At 65.4% G+C, this 21,850-nt stretch carries 19 protein-coding genes; 17 read left to right on the top strand and 2 right to left on the bottom strand.

All coding sequences use genetic code 11. From position 1 onward, the window contains the following. Positions 1-133: 133 nt before the first annotated feature. From BN2154_RS01825 to BN2154_RS01800, 6 genes are all read left to right on the top strand, one after another. Positions 134-1,633, top strand: a complete 1,500-nt coding sequence (locus tag BN2154_RS01825; RefSeq protein ID WP_050617165.1) for a sugar ABC transporter ATP-binding protein — start codon at positions 134-136, stop codon at positions 1,631-1,633. A 16-nt stretch (positions 1,634-1,649) separates the two neighbouring features. Continuing rightward, positions 1,650-2,699, top strand: coding sequence for a galactose/methyl galactoside ABC transporter permease MglC (locus BN2154_RS01820; protein ID WP_094762309.1), 1,050 nt, complete (start codon positions 1,650-1,652; stop codon positions 2,697-2,699). A gap of 105 nt (positions 2,700-2,804) precedes the next feature. Further along, entirely contained in the window at positions 2,805-4,391 is a 1,587-nt protein-coding gene (locus BN2154_RS01815) for a response regulator (protein WP_050617164.1), read from the top strand. A 45-nt stretch (positions 4,392-4,436) separates the two neighbouring features. Next, a complete protein-coding gene (locus BN2154_RS01810; RefSeq protein WP_050617592.1) occupies positions 4,437-6,236 on the top strand; it encodes a sensor histidine kinase in 1,800 nt (599 codons plus the stop codon). Beyond that, entirely contained in the window at positions 6,233-7,192 is a 960-nt protein-coding gene (locus BN2154_RS01805; RefSeq protein WP_050617163.1) for a sugar ABC transporter substrate-binding protein, read from the top strand. The genes BN2154_RS01810 and BN2154_RS01805 overlap by 4 nt, the downstream gene beginning before the upstream one ends. Positions 7,193-7,222: 30 nt before the next feature. Beyond that, a complete protein-coding gene (locus tag BN2154_RS01800; RefSeq protein WP_050617162.1) occupies positions 7,223-8,269 on the top strand; it encodes a galactose ABC transporter substrate-binding protein in 1,047 nt (348 codons plus the stop codon). Positions 8,270-8,315: 46 nt separating this feature from the next. On the opposite strand, the gene BN2154_RS01795 is transcribed toward BN2154_RS01800, so the two are convergent. Further along, positions 8,316-9,137, bottom strand: coding sequence for an AraC family transcriptional regulator (locus tag BN2154_RS01795; RefSeq protein WP_195892294.1), 822 nt, complete (start codon positions 9,135-9,137; stop codon positions 8,316-8,318). A gap of 151 nt (positions 9,138-9,288) precedes the next feature. On the opposite strand from BN2154_RS01795, the gene BN2154_RS01790 reads away from it, so the two are divergent. The 11 genes from BN2154_RS01790 to cysK all read left to right on the top strand — a co-directional run bounded on the left by BN2154_RS01790 (position 9,289) and on the right by cysK (position 20,681). After that, the gene (locus tag BN2154_RS01790) at positions 9,289-10,572 is read left to right on the top strand and encodes a galactokinase (protein WP_050617160.1); all 1,284 of its coding nucleotides are present in this window, start codon (positions 9,289-9,291) and stop codon (positions 10,570-10,572) included. 14 nt (positions 10,573-10,586) lie between these two features. After that, on the top strand, positions 10,587-12,074 hold the full coding sequence (gene galT / locus BN2154_RS01785) for a UDP-glucose--hexose-1-phosphate uridylyltransferase (RefSeq protein ID WP_094762307.1): 1,488 nt from the start codon (positions 10,587-10,589) through the stop codon (positions 12,072-12,074). A gap of 19 nt (positions 12,075-12,093) precedes the next feature. Further along, entirely contained in the window at positions 12,094-13,080 is a 987-nt protein-coding gene (gene galE, locus BN2154_RS01780; protein WP_050617159.1) for a UDP-glucose 4-epimerase GalE, read from the top strand. A gap of 3 nt (positions 13,081-13,083) precedes the next feature. Then, on the top strand, positions 13,084-14,106 hold the full coding sequence (locus BN2154_RS01775) for an aldose epimerase family protein (RefSeq protein WP_050617158.1): 1,023 nt from the start codon (positions 13,084-13,086) through the stop codon (positions 14,104-14,106). Positions 14,107-14,198: 92 nt separating this feature from the next. Beyond that, a complete protein-coding gene (locus BN2154_RS01770) occupies positions 14,199-14,633 on the top strand; it encodes an RrF2 family transcriptional regulator (RefSeq protein ID WP_050617157.1) in 435 nt (144 codons plus the stop codon). A 149-nt stretch (positions 14,634-14,782) separates the two neighbouring features. Further along, positions 14,783-15,976 (top strand): cysteine desulfurase NifS, encoded by a 1,194-nt coding sequence (gene nifS, locus BN2154_RS01765; protein ID WP_050617156.1) that lies wholly within the window; start codon positions 14,783-14,785, stop codon positions 15,974-15,976. A gap of 29 nt (positions 15,977-16,005) precedes the next feature. Next, complete coding sequence (gene nifU, locus BN2154_RS01760) at positions 16,006-16,446, top strand: Fe-S cluster assembly scaffold protein NifU (protein WP_050617155.1); 441 nt, start codon at positions 16,006-16,008, stop codon at positions 16,444-16,446. Between the two features lie 129 nt (positions 16,447-16,575). After that, entirely contained in the window at positions 16,576-17,607 is a 1,032-nt protein-coding gene (locus tag BN2154_RS01755) for a methionine ABC transporter ATP-binding protein (protein WP_050617590.1), read from the top strand. Then, the gene (locus BN2154_RS01750; protein WP_050617154.1) at positions 17,600-18,373 is read left to right on the top strand and encodes a methionine ABC transporter permease; all 774 of its coding nucleotides are present in this window, start codon (positions 17,600-17,602) and stop codon (positions 18,371-18,373) included. Before BN2154_RS01755 ends, BN2154_RS01750 begins: the two co-directional genes overlap by 8 nt. 418 nt (positions 18,374-18,791) lie before the next feature. Continuing rightward, positions 18,792-19,682 (top strand): MetQ/NlpA family ABC transporter substrate-binding protein, encoded by an 891-nt coding sequence (locus tag BN2154_RS01745; RefSeq protein ID WP_050617153.1) that lies wholly within the window; start codon positions 18,792-18,794, stop codon positions 19,680-19,682. Between the two features lie 81 nt (positions 19,683-19,763). Then, positions 19,764-20,681, top strand: a complete 918-nt coding sequence (cysK, locus tag BN2154_RS01740; protein WP_050617152.1) for a cysteine synthase A — start codon at positions 19,764-19,766, stop codon at positions 20,679-20,681. Between the two features lie 44 nt (positions 20,682-20,725). Here the strand turns inward: cysK and BN2154_RS01735 are convergent, their stop codons facing one another. Then, positions 20,726-21,769, bottom strand: coding sequence for an LCP family protein (locus BN2154_RS01735; RefSeq protein ID WP_050617151.1), 1,044 nt, complete (start codon positions 21,767-21,769; stop codon positions 20,726-20,728). Positions 21,770-21,850 lie beyond the last annotated feature (81 nt).

Below are 21,850 nucleotides of genomic sequence, written 5' to 3'. Positions count from 1 at the left end.
GGGGCTGCCATCTGGCAGCCCCGCTTACGCCGTGGAGCCCCGGCGCCGGGCGCCTGCCGGACGGGATGCGCCCGGCGCGGCGGCTCCACACAGCAGCGCTCCTCCGGGGAGCGCCATGGAGAGGAGGAAGCATATGGATCAGCCGGCACTGCTGGAAATGAAAGGCATCAGCAAGGAATTTCCCGGCGTCAAAGCTCTGGACAATGTATCCCTGAAGGTCCGGCCCGGCACGGTGCACGCCCTGATGGGAGAGAACGGCGCAGGCAAGTCCACCCTGATGAAGTGCCTGTTCGGCATTTATAACAAGGACAGCGGCACCATCGTCCTGGATGGCAAGGAAGTCAACTTCAAGAGCTCCAAAGAGGCCCTGGAGAACGGGGTGGCCATGGTGCACCAGGAGCTCAACCAGGCCCTGACCCGCAGCGTGCAGGACAACCTGTGGCTGGGTCGCTACCCCAAGGTGGGCGGCATCATGGTCAGCGAGGCCGTCATGCGCAAGCGCACCAAGGAAATCTTTGACGAGCTGGAGGTCAAGGTAAACCCCAGCACCACCATGTCTGCCATGCCCGTGTCGCAGCGGCAGATGGTGGAGATCGCCAAGGCCGTCTCCTACGACGCCAAGGTCATTGTCTTTGACGAGCCCACCTCCTCCCTGACGGAGGTGGAGGTGGAGCACCTGTTCCGCATCATCAATATGCTCAAGGCCAAGGGCTGCGGCATCATCTACATCAGTCACAAAATGGAGGAGATCCTCCGCATCAGCGATGAAGTGACCATCATGCGCGACGGCACCTGGGTGGCCACCCGGCCGGCCAAGGAGCTGACCATGGAGGAGATCATCAAGCTGATGGTGGGACGGGAGCTCACCAACCGCTTCCCGCCCAAGACCAACGTGCCCGGCGAAGTCATCCTGGAGGTGGAGCACCTGGCGGGTAAGTACACCCGCCTAAAGGACGCATCCTTCCAGCTCCGCAAGGGGGAGATTCTGGGCATCGCCGGCCTGGACGGCTCCGGCCGTACCGAGGTGCTGGAGAATCTGTTCGGCGCCATGACCAAGGCGGGCGGCACCATCAAGCTCCATGGCCGGGTCATCCGGAACCGGACCCCCCGGGAGTCCATTAAAAACGGCTTTGCCCTGCTCACTGAGGAGCGCCGGGCCACCGGTATCTTCGGCATCCGGGACATCCGGGAGAATACGGTCATTTCCAACCTGAAAAACTATCTGGTGGGCGGCGTCTGCCTCAGCGACAAGAAAATGGAGGAAGACACCAAGTGGGCCATCGAGGCCATGCACATCAAAACCCCCAGCCAGAAGACCCAGATCCGCTCGCTGTCCGGCGGCAACCAGCAGAAGGTCATCATCGGCCGCTGGCTGCTGACCAAGCCGGAGGTGCTGCTGCTGGACGAACCCACCCGCGGCATCGACGTGGGCGCCAAGTATGAGATCTACCAGCTCATCATCGATCTGGCCAACGAGGGCAAGGGGGTTATCATGGTGTCCTCCGAGATGCCGGAGCTGCTGGGCGTCTGCGACCGCATCCTGGTCATGTCGGGCGGCCAGCTAGCCGGAGAGGTTGACGCTAAAAATACCAGCCAGGAGGAAATCCTCACCCTGGCTGCCAAATATGTTTAAGAGGGAGGAAGCCGCAATGAGTAAAGAATCCAAGGCCCTGGAGCGGCAGGCGTGGGATGCCAAGCGGGTGGGCAACCTGCTGCTGAACAACGCCCTGCTCATCCTGATGATCATCGCCGTGATCTACATAGCCGTCGTAAACCCGAACTTTCTGAAACCCGCCTCCATTATCAACATTCTGTCCCAGACGGCGGCCTATCTGCCTGCCGCATTGGGGATCGGCGGCTGCATCGTGCTCACCGGCACCGACCTGTCCGCCGGCCGTATCGTGGGCCTGACCGCCTGCATCTCGGCCTCCCTGCTCCAGAGCGCCGCCAACCTGGCCAACAAGATGTGGCCGGAGATCGGCACCCTGCCCATCTGGGTGGTCATCCCTGTGGCCATGCTCATCGGCGCGGCCTTCGGAGCCTTCAACGGCTTCTTTGTGGCCAAGTTCAAGCTCCATCCCTTCATCGTCACCCTGGGCACCCAGCTCATCGTCTACACCCTGCTGCTGCTCTACGTGCAGATGGGCAACAACAAGGGCATGGCCATCTCCAATCTGGACGCCAGCTATACCGACTTTGTCAAGGGCGAGCTCTTCCGCGTGGGCGACACCCCGGTGCCCCGGTATGTGCTCTTCGCCGTTATCCTGACGCTCATCATGTGGTTCATCTGGAATAAGACCACCTTCGGCAAGAACATGTTCGCCCTGGGCGCCAACGAGGAGGCCGCCCGTGTCTCCGGCGTCAACGTATTCCTGACCACCATCCTGGTCTTTGCCCTGGCCGGCGCCATGTATGGCTTCACCGGCTTCATCGAGGGTGCCCGGATTGGCTCCAACACCGCAAACACCGGCTTCAACTACGAGCTGGACGCCATTGCGGCCTGCGTCATCGGCGGCGTCAGCTTCGTCGGCGGCATCGGCAAGATCCGCGGCGTTATGGTGGGCGTGCTCATGCTGCGGCTGATTTTTATCGGCCTGAGTATGATGAAGGTGGACCCCAACCTACAGTACCTCATCAAGGGCGGCATCATCCTGTTTGCCTGCGCGCTGGACATGCGCAAATACCTGGTCAAGAAATAAGCCTTCCGACCTGCAAAAGGGCGCGCATCCGACGGACGCGCGCCCTTTGTATCTTTTCCCGGCCTGTGGTATACTACATGTAAGATGAAAGAGGAGGAATCTCCCATGGACCCCTATCGTGTGCTCCTGGTGGACGACGAGGAGGATATCCGGGTGGGCATCAGCCGGAAAATGGACTGGGCGGGACTGGGCTTCTCCCTGGTGGGGGAGGCGGAAAACGGCCAGGACGCGCTGGAGCTGGCCGAGCAGCTCCGGCCCGACGTGGTGCTCACCGATATCAAGATGCCCTTCATGGACGGCCTGGAGCTGTGCCGCATCCTGACCCAGCGGCTGCCGGCCGCCAAGTTCGTGGTGTTCTCCGGCTTTGACGACTTTGAATATGCCAAGCAGGCCATCCGCATGAACGTGTCGGAGTATATCCTCAAGCCCATCAACGCCCCCGAGCTGTCCGAGGTACTGCGCAAGCTGCGGGACCAGTTGGATACCGAGCGGGCCCAGCGCCAGGATCTGGAGATCCTGCGCAGCCGCTATGAGGAGAGCCTGCCTGTCCTGCGGGAGCTGTTTTATGCCCACCTGCTGGAGGGACGCATCCCTGCCGGGCAGGTCTACGACCGGGCGGCCCGGCTGGACCTGGACCTGAGCGGGAGCTCCTGGGCGGCGGCCCTCACCCACTTCGACGTGCCCCAGGCCCAGCGGGAGCTGCTCTCCCTGTCGGTGCAGCAGCTTTTGGACGAGAACCTGGGCGCGGGGACCTGCTGCGCCAAGGTGTTCCTCTACAACGACGCCATCGCCATCCTGGCCAGCTTTCCCCAGGCCGAGGCCCCCATCTACGATCTCATTGAGGAGCTGGACCGGGCCTGCAAGCTGGCCAAGAGCTATCTGAATTTGACCCTGACCGTGGGGGTAGGCGCCCCCTGCGGCTCGCCGGGGGAGCTGTCCCAGTCGGCGGCGGGGGCCCGCAGCGCGCTGGATTACCGGGTGCTGGTGGGTACGGGCCGGGCCATCTACATCGGAGATTTGGAGCCCGGTGCGGAGGCCCGCCTGGCCTTTGACGAAAACGACGAGCGGGAGCTGACCGGAGCGGTGAAGCTGGGCGGCGAGGAGGATATCCGCGCCGCGGTGGACCGCCTGGCGGACAAGCTCCGGCGGGCGGGGCTGGCCCTGTCCCAGTGCCACCTCTTCTTCCTGGAGCTGCTCACGTGTCTGCTGAAGCTCACCCGGGAGGCCGATCTGGAGCTGGAGGCCGTCTTTGGCGCCGGCTTTACCGGTGCGGTGCAGATCACCGACTTCAGCTCGCCAGAGGAGCTGGGGACCTGGTGCCTGGCGCGCTGCCTGCGCATCCGGGAGCTCATCGGCCGGCAGCGGACCGACTCGGCCTGGCGGACGGTGGAGAAGGCCAAAGCCTTTATCGCCGGGCATTACGCCGAGAGCGAGCTGTCGGTGGAGAAGCTGTGTGAGCACCTCCACCTGAGCCCGGCCTATTTTTCTACGCTGTTCAAGCGGGAGACGGGCATGAGCTTCATCGCCTATGTGACGGTGGTGCGCATGGAGAAGGCGGCCGAGCTCCTCCGGGGTACCGAGGACAAGACCTACCGGATTGCCGAGCAGACCGGCTATCTGGACCCCAACTATTTCAGCTATGTGTTCAAAAAGCATTTTGGCGTCTCTCCCACCAAGTTTCGGGCGGGGTGAGGCGCGGAAGGGAGGCGGACCGTGGGCGGATTTCTGAGCTCCATCATGGAGCGCTGGGGCAAGTTTTACCGCAGATCCAGTATCCAGGTCATCCTGTCCCTCTCCTTCACCGCCGTGGCCGTGGCGGGCATGATCTTCCTGGGGCTGACCCTGTTCCTGCGCTTCTCCGCCTCCAACAACGCCCAGCTCGCCAAGAACAGCCAGCGGGTTCTGGCCCAGGTGAATCTGAATCTGGACGCCTACCTGCGGGGCATGATGCGGGTGTCGGACACCATGTATTACCGGGTCATCAAGAATGCCGACCTGGAAAGCGACAGCCTGGACGCCCAGATGGCCCTGCTCTATGAGAACAACCGGGATTCCCTGGTGTCCATCGCCGTGTTCGCCCAGAGCGGCGAGCTGGTGTCGGCCACGCCTCTGGCGACGCTGAAAAAGAGCGTCTCCCCCCAGCGGCAGGACTGGTTCGCTGCGGCGGTGGACCGGATCGAGAACCTCCACTTTTCCACGCCCCACGTCCAGAATCTGTTCGAGGACCCGGACTACCGCTACCGCTGGGTGGTCTCCCTCAGCCGGCAGGTGGAGCTGACCCGGGCGGGCTCCATCGAGGGGGGCGTGCTGCTGGTGGATATGAGCTTCAGCGGGATTGAGCAGATCTGCAAGGACGTGGAGCTGGCCTCCTCCGACGGCTACCTCTATCTCATCGACGGGGACGGGGAGATCATCTACCACCCCCGGCAGCAGCTCATCTATGCCGGACTGCTGGAGGAGAACAACCGGACGGCCGCCGGGTATGAGGACGGCAGCCATGCCGAGACCTTCGGCGGCGCCAAGCGCCAGGTGACGGTCAAGACCGTGGGCTATACCGGCTGGAAGCTGGTGGGCGTGGTGCCCGCCGACAACATCTGGGACAACTACGGTCAGCTCCTGCTGTTCTTCCTCTTTGTGGTGCTCTTCTCCATTTTCCTGCTGGTCTTTGTCAACCTCCACCTGTCCGAGCGCATCTCCGTGCCCATCAAGACGCTGGAGCGGGCAGTGAAGGAGCTGGAGGCCGGCCGGGAGGAGGTGGATATCGACGTCAGCGGGCCCTATGAGATCGAGCGCCTGGGCCATTCCATCCGCTCCATGGTGTCCACCATGCGCCACCTGATGGACGACATCATCGAGCAGGAGGCCCAGAAGCGGCGCAGTGAGCTGGATGTGCTCCAGTCTCAGATCAACCCCCACTTTCTCTACAACACGCTGGACTCGGTGGTGTGGATGACCGAGAACGGCCGCACCGACGAGGCCATCCTCATGGTAACCTCCCTGGCCCGGTTTTTCCGCATCTCCCTGAGCCGGGGCAGCAACATCATCCCCATTGCCGACGAGCTGGAGCACGCCCGGCACTACCTGACCATCCAGAAGATGCGCTACAAGAACAAGTTCTCCGCCGTCATTGCGGCAGAGGACGGGGTGGAGGGCCTTTACACCATCAAACTCATTGTCCAGCCCATCCTGGAAAACGCCATCTACCACGGCATGGCCTATGCCGACGGGGACGGGGAGATTACCGTCCGGGCCCGCCGGGACGGGGAGGACGTGGTCATTGAGGTGGCCGACAACGGCCCCGGTATGCCCGAAGAGATGGTGGAGCGGCTGCTGGACCAGAGCTACGCCGCCGCGCCGGGCACCAAGGGATCGGGCATCGGGCTGCGGAATGTGCACCAGCGCATCCGGCTCACCTTCGGGGAGGAGTACGGCCTTGCCATCCACAGCGAACCCGACGCGGGCACCACGGTGTGCATCCGCCTCCCGGTTCTGGAGGGGCCGGAGGCGGCCGCCGTGCGAAGGGAGGGAGAGGCATGAAGCACAGGACCATGCTGCAGATGTCCATTCTGGTGGCTCTGGGCCTGGGGGTGCTCTTCTCCCTGGTGGCCTTTGACCAGCCCGGCCGCCAGGACACCGAGCTGCTGGAGGTCTCAGTCATCATCCGGGAGGCGGACAGCACTGGCTGGTCGGCGGCCCGACAGGGCATGGAGCAGGCCGCCGCCGACCTGGGGGCCGAGCTGCGCTTTCTCACCCTGAGTCAGTCCAACAGCGCGGAGGAGCAGCGCAGCCTGCTTGCCCGGGAGGTGGAGGGCGGCGCCGATGCGGTGGTGCTGGTTCCCGCGGACCCCGCGGACCTGGCGGACGCCGTAAAGGCGGCCGCCTCCCACGCCGCGGTGGTCACCATGGAGTCGGACCTGGCGGACAGCGGGGCGAAGGCGTGCATCTCGGTGGACAACGCCGCGCTGGGCCAGGCGCTGGGGCTGGCCGCCCTCAACGGCGTGCCGGAGGGAGGCGAGGCCGTTTTGGTGGACAGTGCGCCGGGCAGCGCCGGGGTATCCCGGCGGCTGACCGAGGCCGCCCGGGTGCTGGAGGAGGCGGGCCGGTCGGTGTATCTGTGCACCCTCTCCGGCGGACGCAGCCTGGCGGAGACCCTGAACGCCACCCTCCAGGCCCGGCGGCCGGACGCGGTGGTTGCCTTTGAGCCCTCCGCCCTGGAGCAGGCCGCCCAACTGGCGCAGGGGCAGGAGAAGCCGCCGCTGGTCTACGGTACCGGGGCCACCGGCACCATCGCCTCCTATCTGGAGCGCAGCAGCATCACCCTCAGCGCCGCCCAGAATGAGTTTGCCGCCGGCTACCTGGCGGTGGAGGCGGCGGTGCGGTCCGCCCGCGGCCAGGATCAAGCTGCCATCGCCCCCCTGGACTTTTCCCTCATCCGCCAGGAGAATATGTATGACCCGGACAACCAGAAGCTCCTCTTCCCGGTCACCCGGTGAGGCGGCTTCCAAACATGGAAGGAGGCCCGAATGGAATACCGCGCATGGCGCCGGCGGACCGCCGGCCTGCTCCTGCTGGCTCTGCTCCTGCTGGCGGGCTGCTCCGGCTCCAGCCGGGAGGGGCCCGTCACCGTCCGCATCGGGGTGGCCCTCTATCAGCAGGACGACACCTTCATCTCCACTGTGGTGCAGCATCTGGAGCAGTTTGCCCGGGAGGAGGAGCAGGCCCGGGACATCAAGCTCAATCTGAACGTGGCCGACGGCCGGGGCAGTCAGTCGGCCCAGAACGAGCAGGTGGACCGCTTCCTGTCTCAGGGCTATGACGTGATCTGCGTCAACATTGTGGACCGGACGGCGGCGGCCGTCATCATTGACAAGGCCCAGGCCGCAGGGGTGCCCGTCCTCTTCTTCAACCGGGAGCCAGTGGAGGAGGACCTGGCCCGGTGGAATGGGGCCTATTATGTGGGCTCCGACGGGGCCCAGTCCGGGCAACTCCAGGGCGGCATCGTCCTGGACGCCTGGAGGGCCGACCCCGCCGGGCTGGACCGCAGCGGGGACGGCGTGCTGCAATATGTGATGCTGGAGGGGGAGCCCGGCCACCAGGACGCCCTGCTGCGCACGGAGTACAGCGTCAAGACCCTGACCCAGGCGGGAGTGGCCACGGAGAAGCTGGCCAATGACACGGCAAACTGGCAGCGTGGCCAGGCCGCCGCCCGGATGCAGCTCTGGCTGGAGGAGTTCGGCGGACAGATCGAAGCGGTCTTTGCCAACAACGACGACATGGCCCTGGGAGCCATCGACGCCTGCCTGGACGCCGGGCTGACGGCGGAGGAGCTGCCCTTTATCGTGGGGGTGGACGCCACCCCTCCGGCTCTGGACGCGATGGAGGAGGGGGCCCTGAAGGGCACCGTCCAGAACGACGCCGCAGGGCAGGCCCGCGCCCTGGTGGAGCTAGCCTGCGCGCTGGCCTGCGGCGAAAAGCCGGAAGGAGCGGTGGAGCTGACCGACGGCAAATATGTCTGGCTGTCCTATGCCACAGTCACCCAGGACAACCTTGCGGACTTCCGAAGTCCCTGAAACGGGCGGAAAGGTCCCCCGGAAGCGCGCTTCCGGGGGACCTTTTTCAAGAGCGCTGGGTCCGGTAGGCCGTGGGGGAGACTCCGGTAATCCGGCGGAAGGTCCGGGAAAAATAGAAGTGATCTTCGAATCCCACCGAGTTGGCCACGGCGCCCACGCTGAGGGTGCTGTGGCGCAGGAGCTGACAGGCCCGCCGGATGCGACAGCGGGCCAGGTAGTCGCTGGGGGAGCAGGCGAACTCGGCCCGGAAGGCCCGGTAGAGATAGCTCCGGCTCACGCCCACCTGACGGGCCACCTCTTCTATGGTGAGGCCGCGGGAGTAGTTCTGGTGGATGAACTCCGCCCCATGCCGGGCGTAGAGGGCCAGGGCCTCCTCCCCACTGGGGGGCGTGGCCTCCATCAGCAGGCCCAGGGCGGCCTGAAGATAACCCGCCATGCGCACGGCGCTGGGGTAGCCGCTCCCACGGGCCTTGTAGATCTCCAACAGGGAGCGCCGGAAGCGGTCCCCCTCGGCCAGGGCGCACACGGAGCTCCCGCCGGCAAAGCCAGTCTGGGCCAGGAACAGCCCGGCGCTCACCCCGGCAAAGCCCACCCAGTAATACTCCCAGGGGTCGGAGGCCGCCGCGGCGTAGCGGGCCGGCACGTCGGGGCGGATGAGGAAGGCGTCCCCCGGCCCCAGGACGAAAGTCCTGCCCTCCAGCTCCAGCGTCCCCCGGCCGGAGACCACATAGTGGATCAGATAGTGGTCCCGGACGCCGGGACCCCAGGCGTAGCCCGGCGCACACTTTTGAAACCCGGAATTGTAGACCACCAGCGGCAGCTCCGCCCGGTCCGCCGCCTTGAAGGAGTGCTTGAAGCCCTGCGCCATATCCGCCATCCCTCCCTGCTGCATTCTTACCAACAGCATACAGGATGTGGAGGAAGGATGCAACTAAAATCCATGGAAAAGCGACGGGAGTGAATGGCATTTCCGGCCTAGACTTGATAGGATAGAGACAAACAGACAGGAGGAGATCCGAATGAACGAACATCGGACGCTGGAAGCGCGGCTGACCGCCGGGGAGCTGGACGGGACTCTGGTCCGGCTCTATGGAGCGCCGCGCCTGGAGGCGGTCCGCGCCCGCTGCGCCGGGGTGCTGGACCGCTATGCCAAGACCTTCGGCAGCCGGCCGGAGGCCCTGTTCAGCGCCCCCGGCCGCACCGAGCTGGGGGGCAACCACACTGACCACCAGCACGGCCGGGTGCTGGCCGCCGCCGTGGACCTGGATGTGCTGGCCGCCGCCGCCCCCAACCAGAGCGGCATGATCCGGGTCCAGTCCGAGGGGTATCCCCTCCTGGTGGTGGACCTGGCGGAGCTGTCCCCCCGGCCGGAGGAGGCCAACACCTCCGCGGCCCTGATCCGGGGCGTGGCCGCCCGCCTGGCCGCCCTGGGCTGTCCCCTGCAGGGGGCGGGCCTGGACGCCTATGTGGTCTCCAATGTGCCCGGCGGCAGCGGCCTGAGCTCCTCCGCTGCCTTTGAGGTGCTGGTGGGCGCCATGCTGAGCGGGCTGTTCTGGCCCGGCCGGTGCTCCCTCGTGGAGATCGCCCAGATCGGTCAGTACGCGGAAAACGTCTACTTCGGCAAGCCCTGCGGCCTGATGGACCAGACCGCCTCCTCGGTGGGGGGCGTGGTAGCCATCGACTTTGCCGACCCGGCCCGGCCTCAGGTGGAGCAGATCCCCCTGGATTTTGCCGCCACCGGCCACGCCCTGTGCATCCTGGACTCGGGGGCGGGCCACGCCGACCTGACGGCGGAATACGCCGCCATCACCGCCGAGTTGGGGGCGGTGTGCCGCTGCTTCGGCAAGGAGGTCCTGCGGGAGGTGCCCGAGGAGGCCTTCCTGGCCGACCTGCCCCGGGTGCGTGTGGCGGCGGGAGACCGGGCGGTCCTCCGGGCCTTCCACTGCTACGCCGAGAACCGGCGGGCCGGGGCGCAGGCCCAGGCGCTGAAGGACGGTGACTTCGACGCCTTCCTGGCCCTGGTGCGGGACTCGGGCCGGTCCTCCGCCCTCTACCTCCAGAACGTGGTCCCCACCGGCCAGACCACCCATCAGGAGCTGCTGCTCGCCATCGCCCTGTGCGAGCGCATCCTGAACGGCAAAGGGGCCGTCCGGGTCCACGGCGGCGGCTTCGGCGGCACGGTCCAGGCCTTTGTGCCGGCGGACCTGTTGGCAGAGTTCCAGACCCGGACGGAGGCCGTGCTGGGCGCCGGGAGCTGTCATGTCCTGTCCATCCGCCCGGCGGGCGGTGTGCGGCTGGCGTAAGGGGGGACGGAGAGATGATCGACAACGCTGTGGCCGCTCTGGCCGATTACGCCGTCCGCACCGGCCTCATCGAGGAGACCGACCGGGTTTGGGCCGTCAACCGCCTGCTGGATGCTCTGGGCAAAAAGACCTTTGAAGCGCCGGAGACGGTCGAGGCGCGCCCCCTGGAGGCCATCCTGGGGGAGCTGCTGGACTACGCCGTGGCCCAGGGGATCCTTGAGGACGGCGTCACCAGCCGGGACCTGTTCGACGCCGAGCTGATGGGCCGCCTGACCCCCCGCCCCTCCCAGGTCATCCGTACCTTTGAGGAGAAGTATGCCCGCTCGCCCCGGGAGGCCACCGACTGGTACTATCGCTTCAGCCAGGACACCGACTATATCCGGCGCTACCGCATCGCCCGGGACCGGAAATGGGTCACACCCACCTCCTATGGCGACCTGGACATCACCATCAACCTGTCCAAGCCGGAGAAGGACCCCCGAGCCATCGCCGCCGCCAAGGCGGCCCCCCAAGGGGGCTACCCCAAGTGCCAGCTCTGCCGGGAGAACGAGGGCTACGCCGGACGCATGGACCACCCCGCCCGGCAGAACCACCGCGTCATCCCCATCACCATCGACGGCCAGCCCTGGTTTTTGCAGTACTCCCCCTATGTTTACTACAACGAGCACTGCATCGCCCTCAACAGCCGCCATGTCCCCATGAAGATCGACCGCTCCGCCTTCCGGAAGCTGCTGGACTTCGTCAAGCGGTTCCCCCACTACTTTGTGGGCTCCAACGCCGACCTGCCCATCGTGGGCGGCTCCATCCTCAGCCACGACCACTTCCAGGGCGGGCGGTATACCTTCGCCATGGAGAAGGCCCCGGTGGAGCGGGCCGTCTCCTTCCCCGGCTACGCCGATGTGGAGGCGGGCATCGTCAAGTGGCCCATGTCGGTGCTCCGCCTGCGCTGCGCCGACGACGGACGGCTGGTGGACCTGGCCGACCGGGTGCTGACCGCCTGGCGGGGCTACACCGACGCCGACGCCTTTGTTTTTGCTGAGACGGACGGCGAGCCCCACAACACCATTTCCCCCATCGCCCGGATGCGGGAGGGACAGTTCGAGCTGGATCTGGTGCTGCGCAACAACATCACCACAGCGGAGTATCCCCTGGGTGTCTATCACCCCCACCCGGAGCTCCACCACATCAAGAAGGAGAACATCGGTCTCATTGAGGTGATGGGGCTGGCGGTGCTGCCCGCCCGGCTGAAGGGGGAGATGGCGGCGCTGGCCGACGTGCTGGTGAGCGGCGGCGACCTCCGGGCCGACGAGGCCCTGGCCAAGCACGCCGACTGGGCGGAGGAGCTGCAAACGCGGTACGCCTTCACCCGGGAGAATGTCACGGGTATTCTGGAGCAGGAGATCGGACAGGTATTTGCCGCCGTGCTGGAGCACGCGGGGGTCTACAAGTGTACGCAGCAGGGGCGCGACGCCTTCCTGCGGTTTATTGACAGCGTCAGATGACGCGAAAAGGAGGCAGCTTATGAAAACCATTCTGGTGGCCGGCGGGGCCGGCTATATCGGCAGCCACATGGTGGCGCTGCTGGTGGAGAAGGGCTATGACGTGGTGGTGGCGGACAACCTGTGCACCGGCCACTGGCAGGCGGTGAAGGGGGCCAGACTCCGGGTGGGGGACGTGCGGGACGCCGCCTTCCTGAACCGGGTGTTCACCGAGTTCGACATCGACGGGGTCATCAACTTCGCCGCCTATTCCCTGGTGGGGGAGAGCGTCACCGATCCCCTCAAGTACTATGGCAACAATGTGGCGGGAGCCCAGACCATGCTCCAGACCATGAAGAACCACGGCGTGGACAAGATCGTCTTTTCCTCCACCGCCGCCACCTACGGCGAGCCGGAGAAGCAGCCCATTGAGGAGACCGACCGCACCGACCCCACCAATCCCTACGGGGCCAGCAAGCTGGCCATCGAGGGGATGCTCAAATGGTGCGACCGGGCCTACGGCATCCACTATGCCGCCCTGCGCTACTTCAACGCCGCCGGGTCCAACCCCGACGCCGGCATCGGGGAGGACCACCACCCCGAGACCCACCTCATCCCCATCGTGCTCCAGGCTGCGCTGGGAAAGCGGAGCCACGTGGGCATCTTCGGTGACGACTACCCCACCCCCGACGGCACCTGCATCCGGGATTACATCCATGTCCGGGACCTGGTGGAGGCCCACCTGCTGGCCCTGGAGCACCTGGAACGGACCGGAGAGAGCGGCGTATTCAACCTGGGCAGCGGCGACGGCTTCTCGGTGAAGGAGATCGTGGAGACGGCCCAAAAGGTCACCGGCCGGGCCATCCCCGCCAAAATCGAGCCCCGCCGGGCGGGGGACCCGTCGGTGCTCATCGCCTCCAATGCCAAGGCCGCCCAGGTGCTGGGCTGGAAGCCCACCCGGGGTCTGGAACAGATCATCGCCGACGCCTGGGCCTGGCACCAGAGCCATCCGGACGGCTACGAGGGCTGAGGGATGTATGAGGTAAAGCCATTCGGGGCGGTGAACGGCCAGGATGTGCCGGTGATCCGCCTGTCGGATGGGGTGTGCACGGCGGAGCTTCTTCCCCTGGGCGCGGCGGTCCGCAGCCTGTGGGTGCCGGACCGGGCGGGGCAGCCCACGGACATCTGCCTGGGTTATGACGATCTGGACTGCTACCGGACTCTGGACGCCTGCTTGGGCGCCACCATTGGCCGGTGCGCCAACCGCATCGGCGGGGCCCGGTTCACCATCGACGGCCGGGAGTACCAGGTGACGGCCAACGAGGGGACGAACAGCCTCCACGGCGGCGCGGAAGGCTTCCATCAGAAGCTGTGGCGCTTTGCCTGCCGGGGAAACAGCGTGGCTTTTTCCCTGGAGTCCCCGGATGGAGAGGAAGGCTTCCCCGGAAACCTCCGGGTGGAGGTGACCTATACCCTGGAAAACGCCGCGCTGACCATCGACTACCGGGCGGTCAGTGACAAGACCACCGTGGTGAACCTGACCAACCACACCTACTTCAATCTTGCGGGCCACGACAGCGGGCCGGTGGACGGCCAGATCCTCACGCTGGCGGCCGACCGTTACACCCTCTGTGGGCCGGGCAATATCCCCACCGGGGCGCTTGCCTCCGTGGCGGGGACCCCCCTGGACCTGCGCTCCCCCGCCCGGCTGGGAGACCGGCTGGACCACCCCTTTCTGGCCGGGACCCGGGGCCTTGACCATAATTTTGTGCTGCGCAGCCCGGCGACGGGGCCCGCCGCCGTCCTTTCCAGCCCGGAGACCGGCGTGGCGCTGGAGCTGGAGACCACCCTGCCCGGGGTACAGGTCTATACCGCCGGTTTTCTGGGGGAGCGAAGGGGGAAAGGTGGTGCCCTTTACGGCCCCCGCCATGCCGTATGCCTGGAAACCCAGTATTTTCCAGATGCAGTCAACCAATTGAGCTTTCCATCGCCGGTCCTGCGGGCGGGAGAGACCTACCGCCAGCGCACCGTCTACCGTTTTCGCACCGAGCCATAAGTCCAGGCTGGGATTTTCCGCAAAACCGCTTTTCCTGCTTGAAATCCTACCTTCTCGGTGGTATTATAAGGAGAAAAGAAGGAGGGCGTGCCATGAAAATTTCCACGAAAGGGCGGTATGCCCTGCGGCTGATGCTGGACCTGGCCCTGTCGAACGACGGCCAGCCCGTCTCGCTGCGGGACGTGGCCAAGCGTCAGGGCATTTCGGACAAATATCTGGAGCAGATTGTGACCTCACTCTCTCGCGCCGGTCTGGTGCGGAGCGTCCGGGGGGCGGGCGGGGGTTACCTGCTGACCCGGGACCCGGGCAGCTATACGGTGGGGGAGATTCTCCGCCCGCTAGAGGGGAGCCTGGCGCCGGTGAGCTGTGTGGACGGCAGCGACTGCTGCGACCGGGTGGACCATTGCGTCACCGTGGACGTTTGGCGGCAGATCCAGGAAGCGGTGTCCTCCGTGGTGGACCACATCACCCTGCGCGACCTGGTGGAGCAGTATCACCAAAAGACCCAGGACCAAGCCAATCCGTAACCGTGTATGGGCCCGGCCATTTGGATGCCGGGCCCATTTTTGATACAGAGTTTCAAAAACGCCCTTGACAAGCCAGCGATTCCGGCCTATAATCCTAGTAAACAGATATGAATAAGGGAATTAAAAAGTTTTCGGAAGGAGTCGATCCTATGTCCCGTTTTCTCTATGCCGATCATGCCGCCACCACCCGGCTTTCCCCCGGAGCGCTGGCCGCTATGATGCCCCATCTGCAGGAGGCTTATGGCAATCCCTCCAGTCTCTACTCCTTTGGTCAGCAGGCCAAGGCCGATTTGGAAGCCGCCCGGGCGGACATCGCCGCCTGTCTGAACGCCCGGCCGGAGGAGCTCTATTTCACCTCCTGCGGCACCGAGGCCGACAACTGGGCCCTGCGCGGGGTGGCGGAGCTCCGTCAGAAGAAGGGCAGGCACATCATTACCTCCGCCATCGAGCACCACGCCATCCTCCACACGGCCCAGTACCTGGAAAAGCAGGGCTATGAGGTGACCTACCTGCCGGTGGACGCCCAGGGCCGGGTGGACCCGGCGGCGGTGCAGGCCGCCCTCCGGCCCGATACCATCCTGATCTCTGTGATGGCTGCCAACAATGAGATCGGCACCATTGAGCCCGTGGCCGAGATCGGAGCCATTGCCCGGGCCGCCGGGGTGCTGTTCCACGTTGACGCGGTGCAGGCGGTGGGCCACATCCCCGTGGATGTGGAGGCCTGGAGCTGCGACCTGCTCAGCCTGTCCGGCCACAAGTTCGGCGGTCCCCGAGGCATCGGGGCCCTGTATATGCGCAAGCCCCTGCGCCTGCCGCCCCTCATCCATGGCGGCGGCCAGGAGAAGGGCCGCCGGTCGGGCACGGAGAACGTGGCTGGAGCGGCGGGCATGGCCGTTGCGCTGAAGGAGTCCGTGGCCCGGCTGGAGGACGAGTCCGCCCGGCTGACTGCCCTGCGGGACCGGCTGATCCAGGGCCTGACCCAGATCCCCTGCTCCCGTCTCACTGGCGACCCGGTGAACCGCCTGCCGGGCACCGCCTCCTTTGTCTTTGAAGGGGTGGAGGGGGAGGCCCTGCTGCTCCACCTGGACGCCAAGGGCATCTGCGCCTCCTCCGGTTCGGCCTGCTCCTCCGCCTCCCTGGACCCCTCCCATGTGCTGCTGTCCATCGGTCTGCCTCATGCGGTGGCCCACGGCTCCCTGCGTCTGAGCCTGGGGGCGGACAACACCGAGGCGGATGTGGACTACCTGCTGAAGGAGGTCCCCGCCGTGGTGAGCTACCTGCGGGAGATGTCCCCCGTGTGGGACAAGGCCGCGCAGCGGCCCACCTGGGACCTGACCGCCTGAGAGCTTGAATACAGAAAGGAGAATTCCTCATGCTTTATACAGAAAAGGTAATGGATCACTTTGAGCATCCCCGGAATGTGGGGGAGATCGAGAACGCCGACGGGGTGGGCCAGGTGGGCAACCCCAAGTGCGGCGATATTATGAAGATGTACCTGAAGATTGACGACGGCGTCATCACCGACGTGAAGTTCAAGACCTTCGGCTGCGGCTCGGCCATCGCCACCTCCTCCATGGCCACCGAGCTCATCAAGGGCAAGCCCATCGAGGAGGCCATGACCCTGACCAACGCCGCGGTGGCCGAGGCGCTGGACGGCCTGCCCGCCTATAAGATGCACTGCTCGGTGCTGGCGGAGGAGGCCATCAAGGCTGCGCTGGCCGACTACTACCGGCGGCAGGGCAGGCCGGTGCCGGAATCCCTCCGACTGCCCTGTGAGGACGGAGAGCACGGCTCCTGCTGTTCCTGCCACTGAGTGTTCCGGGCTTTTCTCCTTGACAGGCGCGACCTCTTGTCATAGAATGAACTATGCATGAAATTCCGGGCTTTGCCCAGAAAAAATGGGAATTGTTTGGAAAAACAGTCCCAGAAGGAGATCGTTTCCGTGATCGAGCTCAAACACCTGTCAAAAACCTTCCATACCGGCGAGGGAGAGCTCCACGCCCTGGAGGACATCAGCCTGACCATCCGGACCGGAGACATTTTTGGGATCGTGGGCATGTCCGGCGCGGGCAAGTCCACCCTGGTCCGGTGCATCAATCTGCTGGAGAAGCCCACCTCCGGTCAGGTCCTGGTGGACGGCCTAGTGGACGGCGGAGGGACCGGCCCGCTGGACATGTGCCAGATGACGCCCACCCAGCTCCGTCAGGCCCGGCGCTCCATCAGCATGATCTTTCAGCAATTTAATTTGCTGATGCAGCGCACCTGTCTGAAGAACATCTGCTTCCCCATGGAGATCGCCGGCGTCCCGGCGGCCCAGGCCCGCAAGCGGGCTCTGGAGCTGCTGGACATCGTGGGCCTGCCCGACAAGGCGGACGCCTATCCGGTGCAGCTCTCGGGCGGGCAGAAGCAGCGCATCGCCATCGCCCGGGCCCTGGCCTCCGATCCCAAGGTGCTGCTGTGCGACGAGGCCACCTCCGCCCTGGACCCCACCACCACCCGGGCCATCCTCCGGCTCATCCAGGACATCAACCGGCGCCTGGGCATCACCGTCATCGTCATCACCCATGAGATGGCGGTGGTGGAAGAGATCTGCACCCATGTGGCCATCCTGGAGCACGGCCGTATGGTGGAGACCGGCACGGTGGAGGAGGTCTTTTCCAACCCCAAGACCGAGGCGGGCCGGCGGCTGGTTTACCCCGAGGGGGCCCATATCGACCAGTTCCCCGCGGCCAACGTGGTGCGCATCGCCTTCAACGGCGGTTCCTCCTATGAGCCGCTCATCGCCTCGCTGGCCATTGACTGCGGGGTTAAAGTCAACATTTTGGGGGCTGACACCCGCAACGTGAGCGGCAAGGCCTTTGGCTCCATGCTGCTGGGCTTGCCCCAGGACGCGGCGGAGGCCGCCAGAGCTCTGAGCTATCTCAGGGCCCAGAAGGATGTCACGGTGGAGGAGGTGCGCGACTACCATGCGTGAGCTGCTGCAAAATCCGGAGGTGGTCCGCCTGCTGTCCTTGGGCAAGGACGGCCTGCTGTTCGCCATCTGGGAGACCTGCTACGTCACTGTCATCGCCACCTTTTTTGCCTACGTCATCGGCCTGCCCCTGGGTGTGCTGATGGTGGCAGGGGAGGAGGGGGGCGTGCGGCCCCTGCCTCGGCCCGTCATGAGCGCCCTCAACGTGATCATCAACATCCTGCGCTCGGTGCCCTTTCTGATCCTGATGGTGCTGGTCATCCCCCTGTCCCGGGTGATTTTGGGTACCAGCATCGGCACGGTGGCTACAATTATCCCCCTCATCGTGGCCGCCTTCCCCTTCGTGGCCCGTCTGGTGGAGGCGTCCATCCGCGAGGTGGACAAGGGGGTGGTGGAGGCCGCTCAATCCATGGGCTGTTCCCCTCTGCAAATCATCGCCAAGGTGATGATCCCGGAAAGCCGCCCTTCCCTCATCTCCGGCTTTACCACTGCGTTTATCACCATCCTCAGCTACGGCGCCATGGCCGGCGCCATCGGCGGCGGCGGACTGGGCTCCATGGCGCTGAATCTGGGCTACCAGCGCCGCATGAACATCATCCTCTGGGTCTCGGTGGTGGTGCTGGTCATCCTGGTGCAGATCTTCCAGTCCGTCGGCACTTGCCTGGCGGTCCGGTTCGACCGCCGGATCGGCCCCGGCGGAAAGAGGCGTCGGCGCAAAGAGACTGGACAGAATATACAAAAGGAGCGCAAGATTCCAGGCACTATGTGAGCAAAATTCCCACTTGACGAGCGGGTGGTGCCTGGATTAAACTATTAAACAATCGAATACCGCTCAACAAAGGCAAGGAAGAGAAGAGTAGGCACGGAGATACGTTGCAGAGAGCCCCGGCTGGTGGGAAGGGGTACGGAAGGCCGCGCTGAACATGGTCTTGGAGCTGCGCACCGACTGCCGAAAGGCACAGGCTGCGACGGGAAGCGCCCGTGATCGCGCTGGCGTATCGGTCTGTCCTGTACGCTCTAAGGCCCTGGCCGCGAGGTCCGGGCGAAGCAAGGTGGTACCACGAAGCGTTTGCTTTCGTCCTTGATGTGTCTTTCGGCACGTCAAGGACGTTTTCTTTTGGTGAATCCCGCTCCGGCGGCTCACATAGTTCAAATCACTTCAGTTTGAAGGAAAAGGAGAATGTATCATGAAAAAGTTTGTCTCTCTGCTCCTGACCGGCGCGCTGGCCTGCGCTCTTCTGGCCGGCTGTGGCGGCGGGAACACCGCCAGTCCCTCCCCCTCCGCCAGCGCGCCCGCCTCCAGCGCCCCCGTGGAGCCCTCCGCGCCCGCTGCGTCCAACCCCCTGGAGGGTACTGTCCTGAAGGTGGGCGCCACCCCCGCCCCCCACGCCGAGATCCTGGAGGTGGTCAAGGGTCTCCTGGCCGAGCAGGGCATCACCCTGGAGATCGTGGAGTTCAACGACTATATCCAGCCCAACCTGGCCGTGGAGAGCGGCGAGCTGGACGCCAACTACTTCCAGCACGTCACCTACATGAATGAGTTTAACGTCAGTGACAGCACCCATCTGGTCAGCGCCGCCGATGTCCACTACGAACCCTTCGGCCTTTATGCCGGCAAGACCGCTTCCATTGCCGACCTGGCTGACGGCGCCCAGATCGCGGTGCCCAACGACACCACCAACGAGGCCCGGGCGCTGCTGCTGCTGGAGCAGGAGGGGCTCATCACCCTGAAGGAGGGTGCCGGCATCACCGCCACCAAGGCCGACATCGCTGAGAACCCCAAGAACCTGGACATCGTGGAGCTGGAAGCCAACCAGCTTCCCGTCCGTCTGGCCGACGTGGACATGGCCGTGATCAATGGCAACTACGCCATTGACGCCGGGCTGAAGGTGGCCGACGCCGTGGCCATTGAGGCCGCCGACGGCGAGGCTGCCACCGCCTACGTCAACGTCCTTGCCGTCAAGGAGGGCAACGAGGACAGCCCTGCCATCCAGGCCCTGGCCGCGGCCCTGACCAGCCAGGAGGTCAAGGACTTCATCGACGAGACCTACGCCGGCGCCGTGGTGCCCGTGTTCTAAAAAACCGCGTTGAAAAAGCCCGTCCGCCGATTGGACGGGCTTTTCTCCCGGAAAACATCCGATGGAATTGGAGGAGATACCATGCAGATCGCCCACATCCTCACCGACCTGATCGGCAATACGCCCCTTCTGGCCCTGGAGCGTTATGCGCCCGGCGCCCGAATCCTGGCCAAGCTGGAGTGCTTTAATCCCCTGTCCTCGGCCAAGGACCGGGCGGCCCTCTATATGATCCGGGACGCCGAGGCGCGGGGCCTGCTGCGGCCCGGCTCCGTCCTGGTGGAGCCCACCAGCGGCAACACCGGCGTGGGCCTGAGCTACATCGCCGCCCTGCGGGGCTACCGGGTCATCCTTACCATGCCCGAGACCATGTCGGCGGAGCGGCGGAGCCTGCTGTCCGCCCTGGGGGCGGAGCTGGTGCTCACCCCCGGCCCTGCGGGGATGCAGGGGGCCATCGACAAGGCCAATGAGCTGCTGGCCACCCTGCCCGGGGCCTGGATGCCCGCCCAGTTTGACAATCCGGCCAACGCCCGGGCCCACTACGAGACCACGGGCCCGGAGATCTGGCGGGATACCGAGGGCACCGTGGACATCTATGTGGCGGGGGTGGGTACCGGCGGCACGCTCACCGGGGCGGGCCGCTACCTGAAGGAGCAGAACCCCGCTGTCCGGGTGGTGGCGGTGGAGCCCGCTGAGTCCCCGGTTCTCTCCGGCGGCAAGCCGGGAGCCCATAAGATCCAGGGCATCGGAGCCAACTTCGTCCCGTCTGTGCTGGACCGGGACCTGGTGGACGAGGTCCTGCCCATCCCCGGGGACGATGCCTGCGCAGCCGCCCGGGACCTGGCCGTCCGGGAAGGGCTGCTGGTGGGCATCTCCTCCGGCGCAGCCGCCCGGGCCGCCGCCCTTCTGGCGGCCCGGGCGGAGAACCGGGACAAGACCATCGTGGCCGTTCTGCCGGACACCGGGGAGCGCTATCTCTCCACCGGTGTATTCCAGCGGTAAGGAAACCAAACACGCCCCGTGAGCCGCGGCTCACGGGGCGTGTTTCATCCCTGAAAGAAATGGACCCGATCCAGGGTCAGGTCGGTGGTGTAGGGGTTGACGGTCTGATTGAGCAGATCCAGGCACTCCTGGGGATAGAGGCGATAGCACCACCTGGTTCCCCGGTAGGTGACGGTACCGTCCCCGGGCAGGGTTCCGGTGGACAGCCCGGCGGCCAGATCCACCGATAGGGCATTGGAGGCGAAATAGGCGATGTCGCTGGCGGACAGATCGGTTTTGACATAGCTGGTGAAGATATCCACAAAGCGGTTGAACTTGGTCACGCTAGAGAGGGAAAATACCTTTTTGGCGATGGCGGCGAGCATCTTCTGCTGGGTCTGGGACCGGCCCACGTCGGTGTAGCCGCTGCCGTCGTTGTTGTGGCGGAAGCGCACCACCTCCAGCGCCTGGGCCCCGTCCAGGTGCCGCATTCCCTCCTGGTAGTGGATGGAGAGGTCCTGGGTGGGGTCGTCATAATCCATGTCGCAGGGGATGTAGAAGTCCACGCCGTCCACCGCGTTGACCAGAGCCTTGAAGGCCGTGATGTCCACCGTGATGTAGTAGTCGATGGGGAAGCCCACCAGATCGGCCACCACGCTTTTCAGGGTGGAGGCCCCGTCCTTACCCAGATAGGCCGCGTTGATCTTGGGGGTCTTCCGGTCCACCAGAGTGTCCCGGGGGATGGAGACCACCCCCACCTTGGCGTTGGGCACGTCGTAGGTGGCCACCATGATGGTGTCGGCGTTGCCGCTGGACTGATCGCTGGCCGCCAGCAGGAAGGTGTAGGTGTACGCCCGGCGCTCCGGCGGCGGAGCCGTTTCCTCGGCGGGCTCCTGAGGGGCGGCGCTCTCTCCCGCGGGCTGGGAGGCGGTGGGAAGGGGGGCCGTGGATGGGGGGGCGGCGCTCTGCGCGGGAGGACGCACCAGTACCTGCCACGCCACGAAGCCCGCGACGATCAGGGCCGAAAGGGCCACCGCCGTGCGGTAGAGCGTCCGGCCCGCCCGGCGCAGGCGGGAGGGCCTTCGTTTCTTCTGTATGCGCTTTGCCACAGCGTTCACTCCCAAGAATTATGTCAACAATGCTCAGTATACAAGGTTAGACGCCCGGCGGCAAGAGAAAGTTGCCGCATT

This window comes from Intestinimonas massiliensis (ex Afouda et al. 2020) (genome assembly GCF_001244995.1).
Classification (GTDB): domain Bacteria; phylum Bacillota; class Clostridia; order Oscillospirales; family Oscillospiraceae; genus Intestinimonas; species Intestinimonas massiliensis.
The sequence above is the reverse complement of the archived record's forward strand: the minus strand, read 5'-3'. Positions and strand labels throughout refer to the sequence as shown.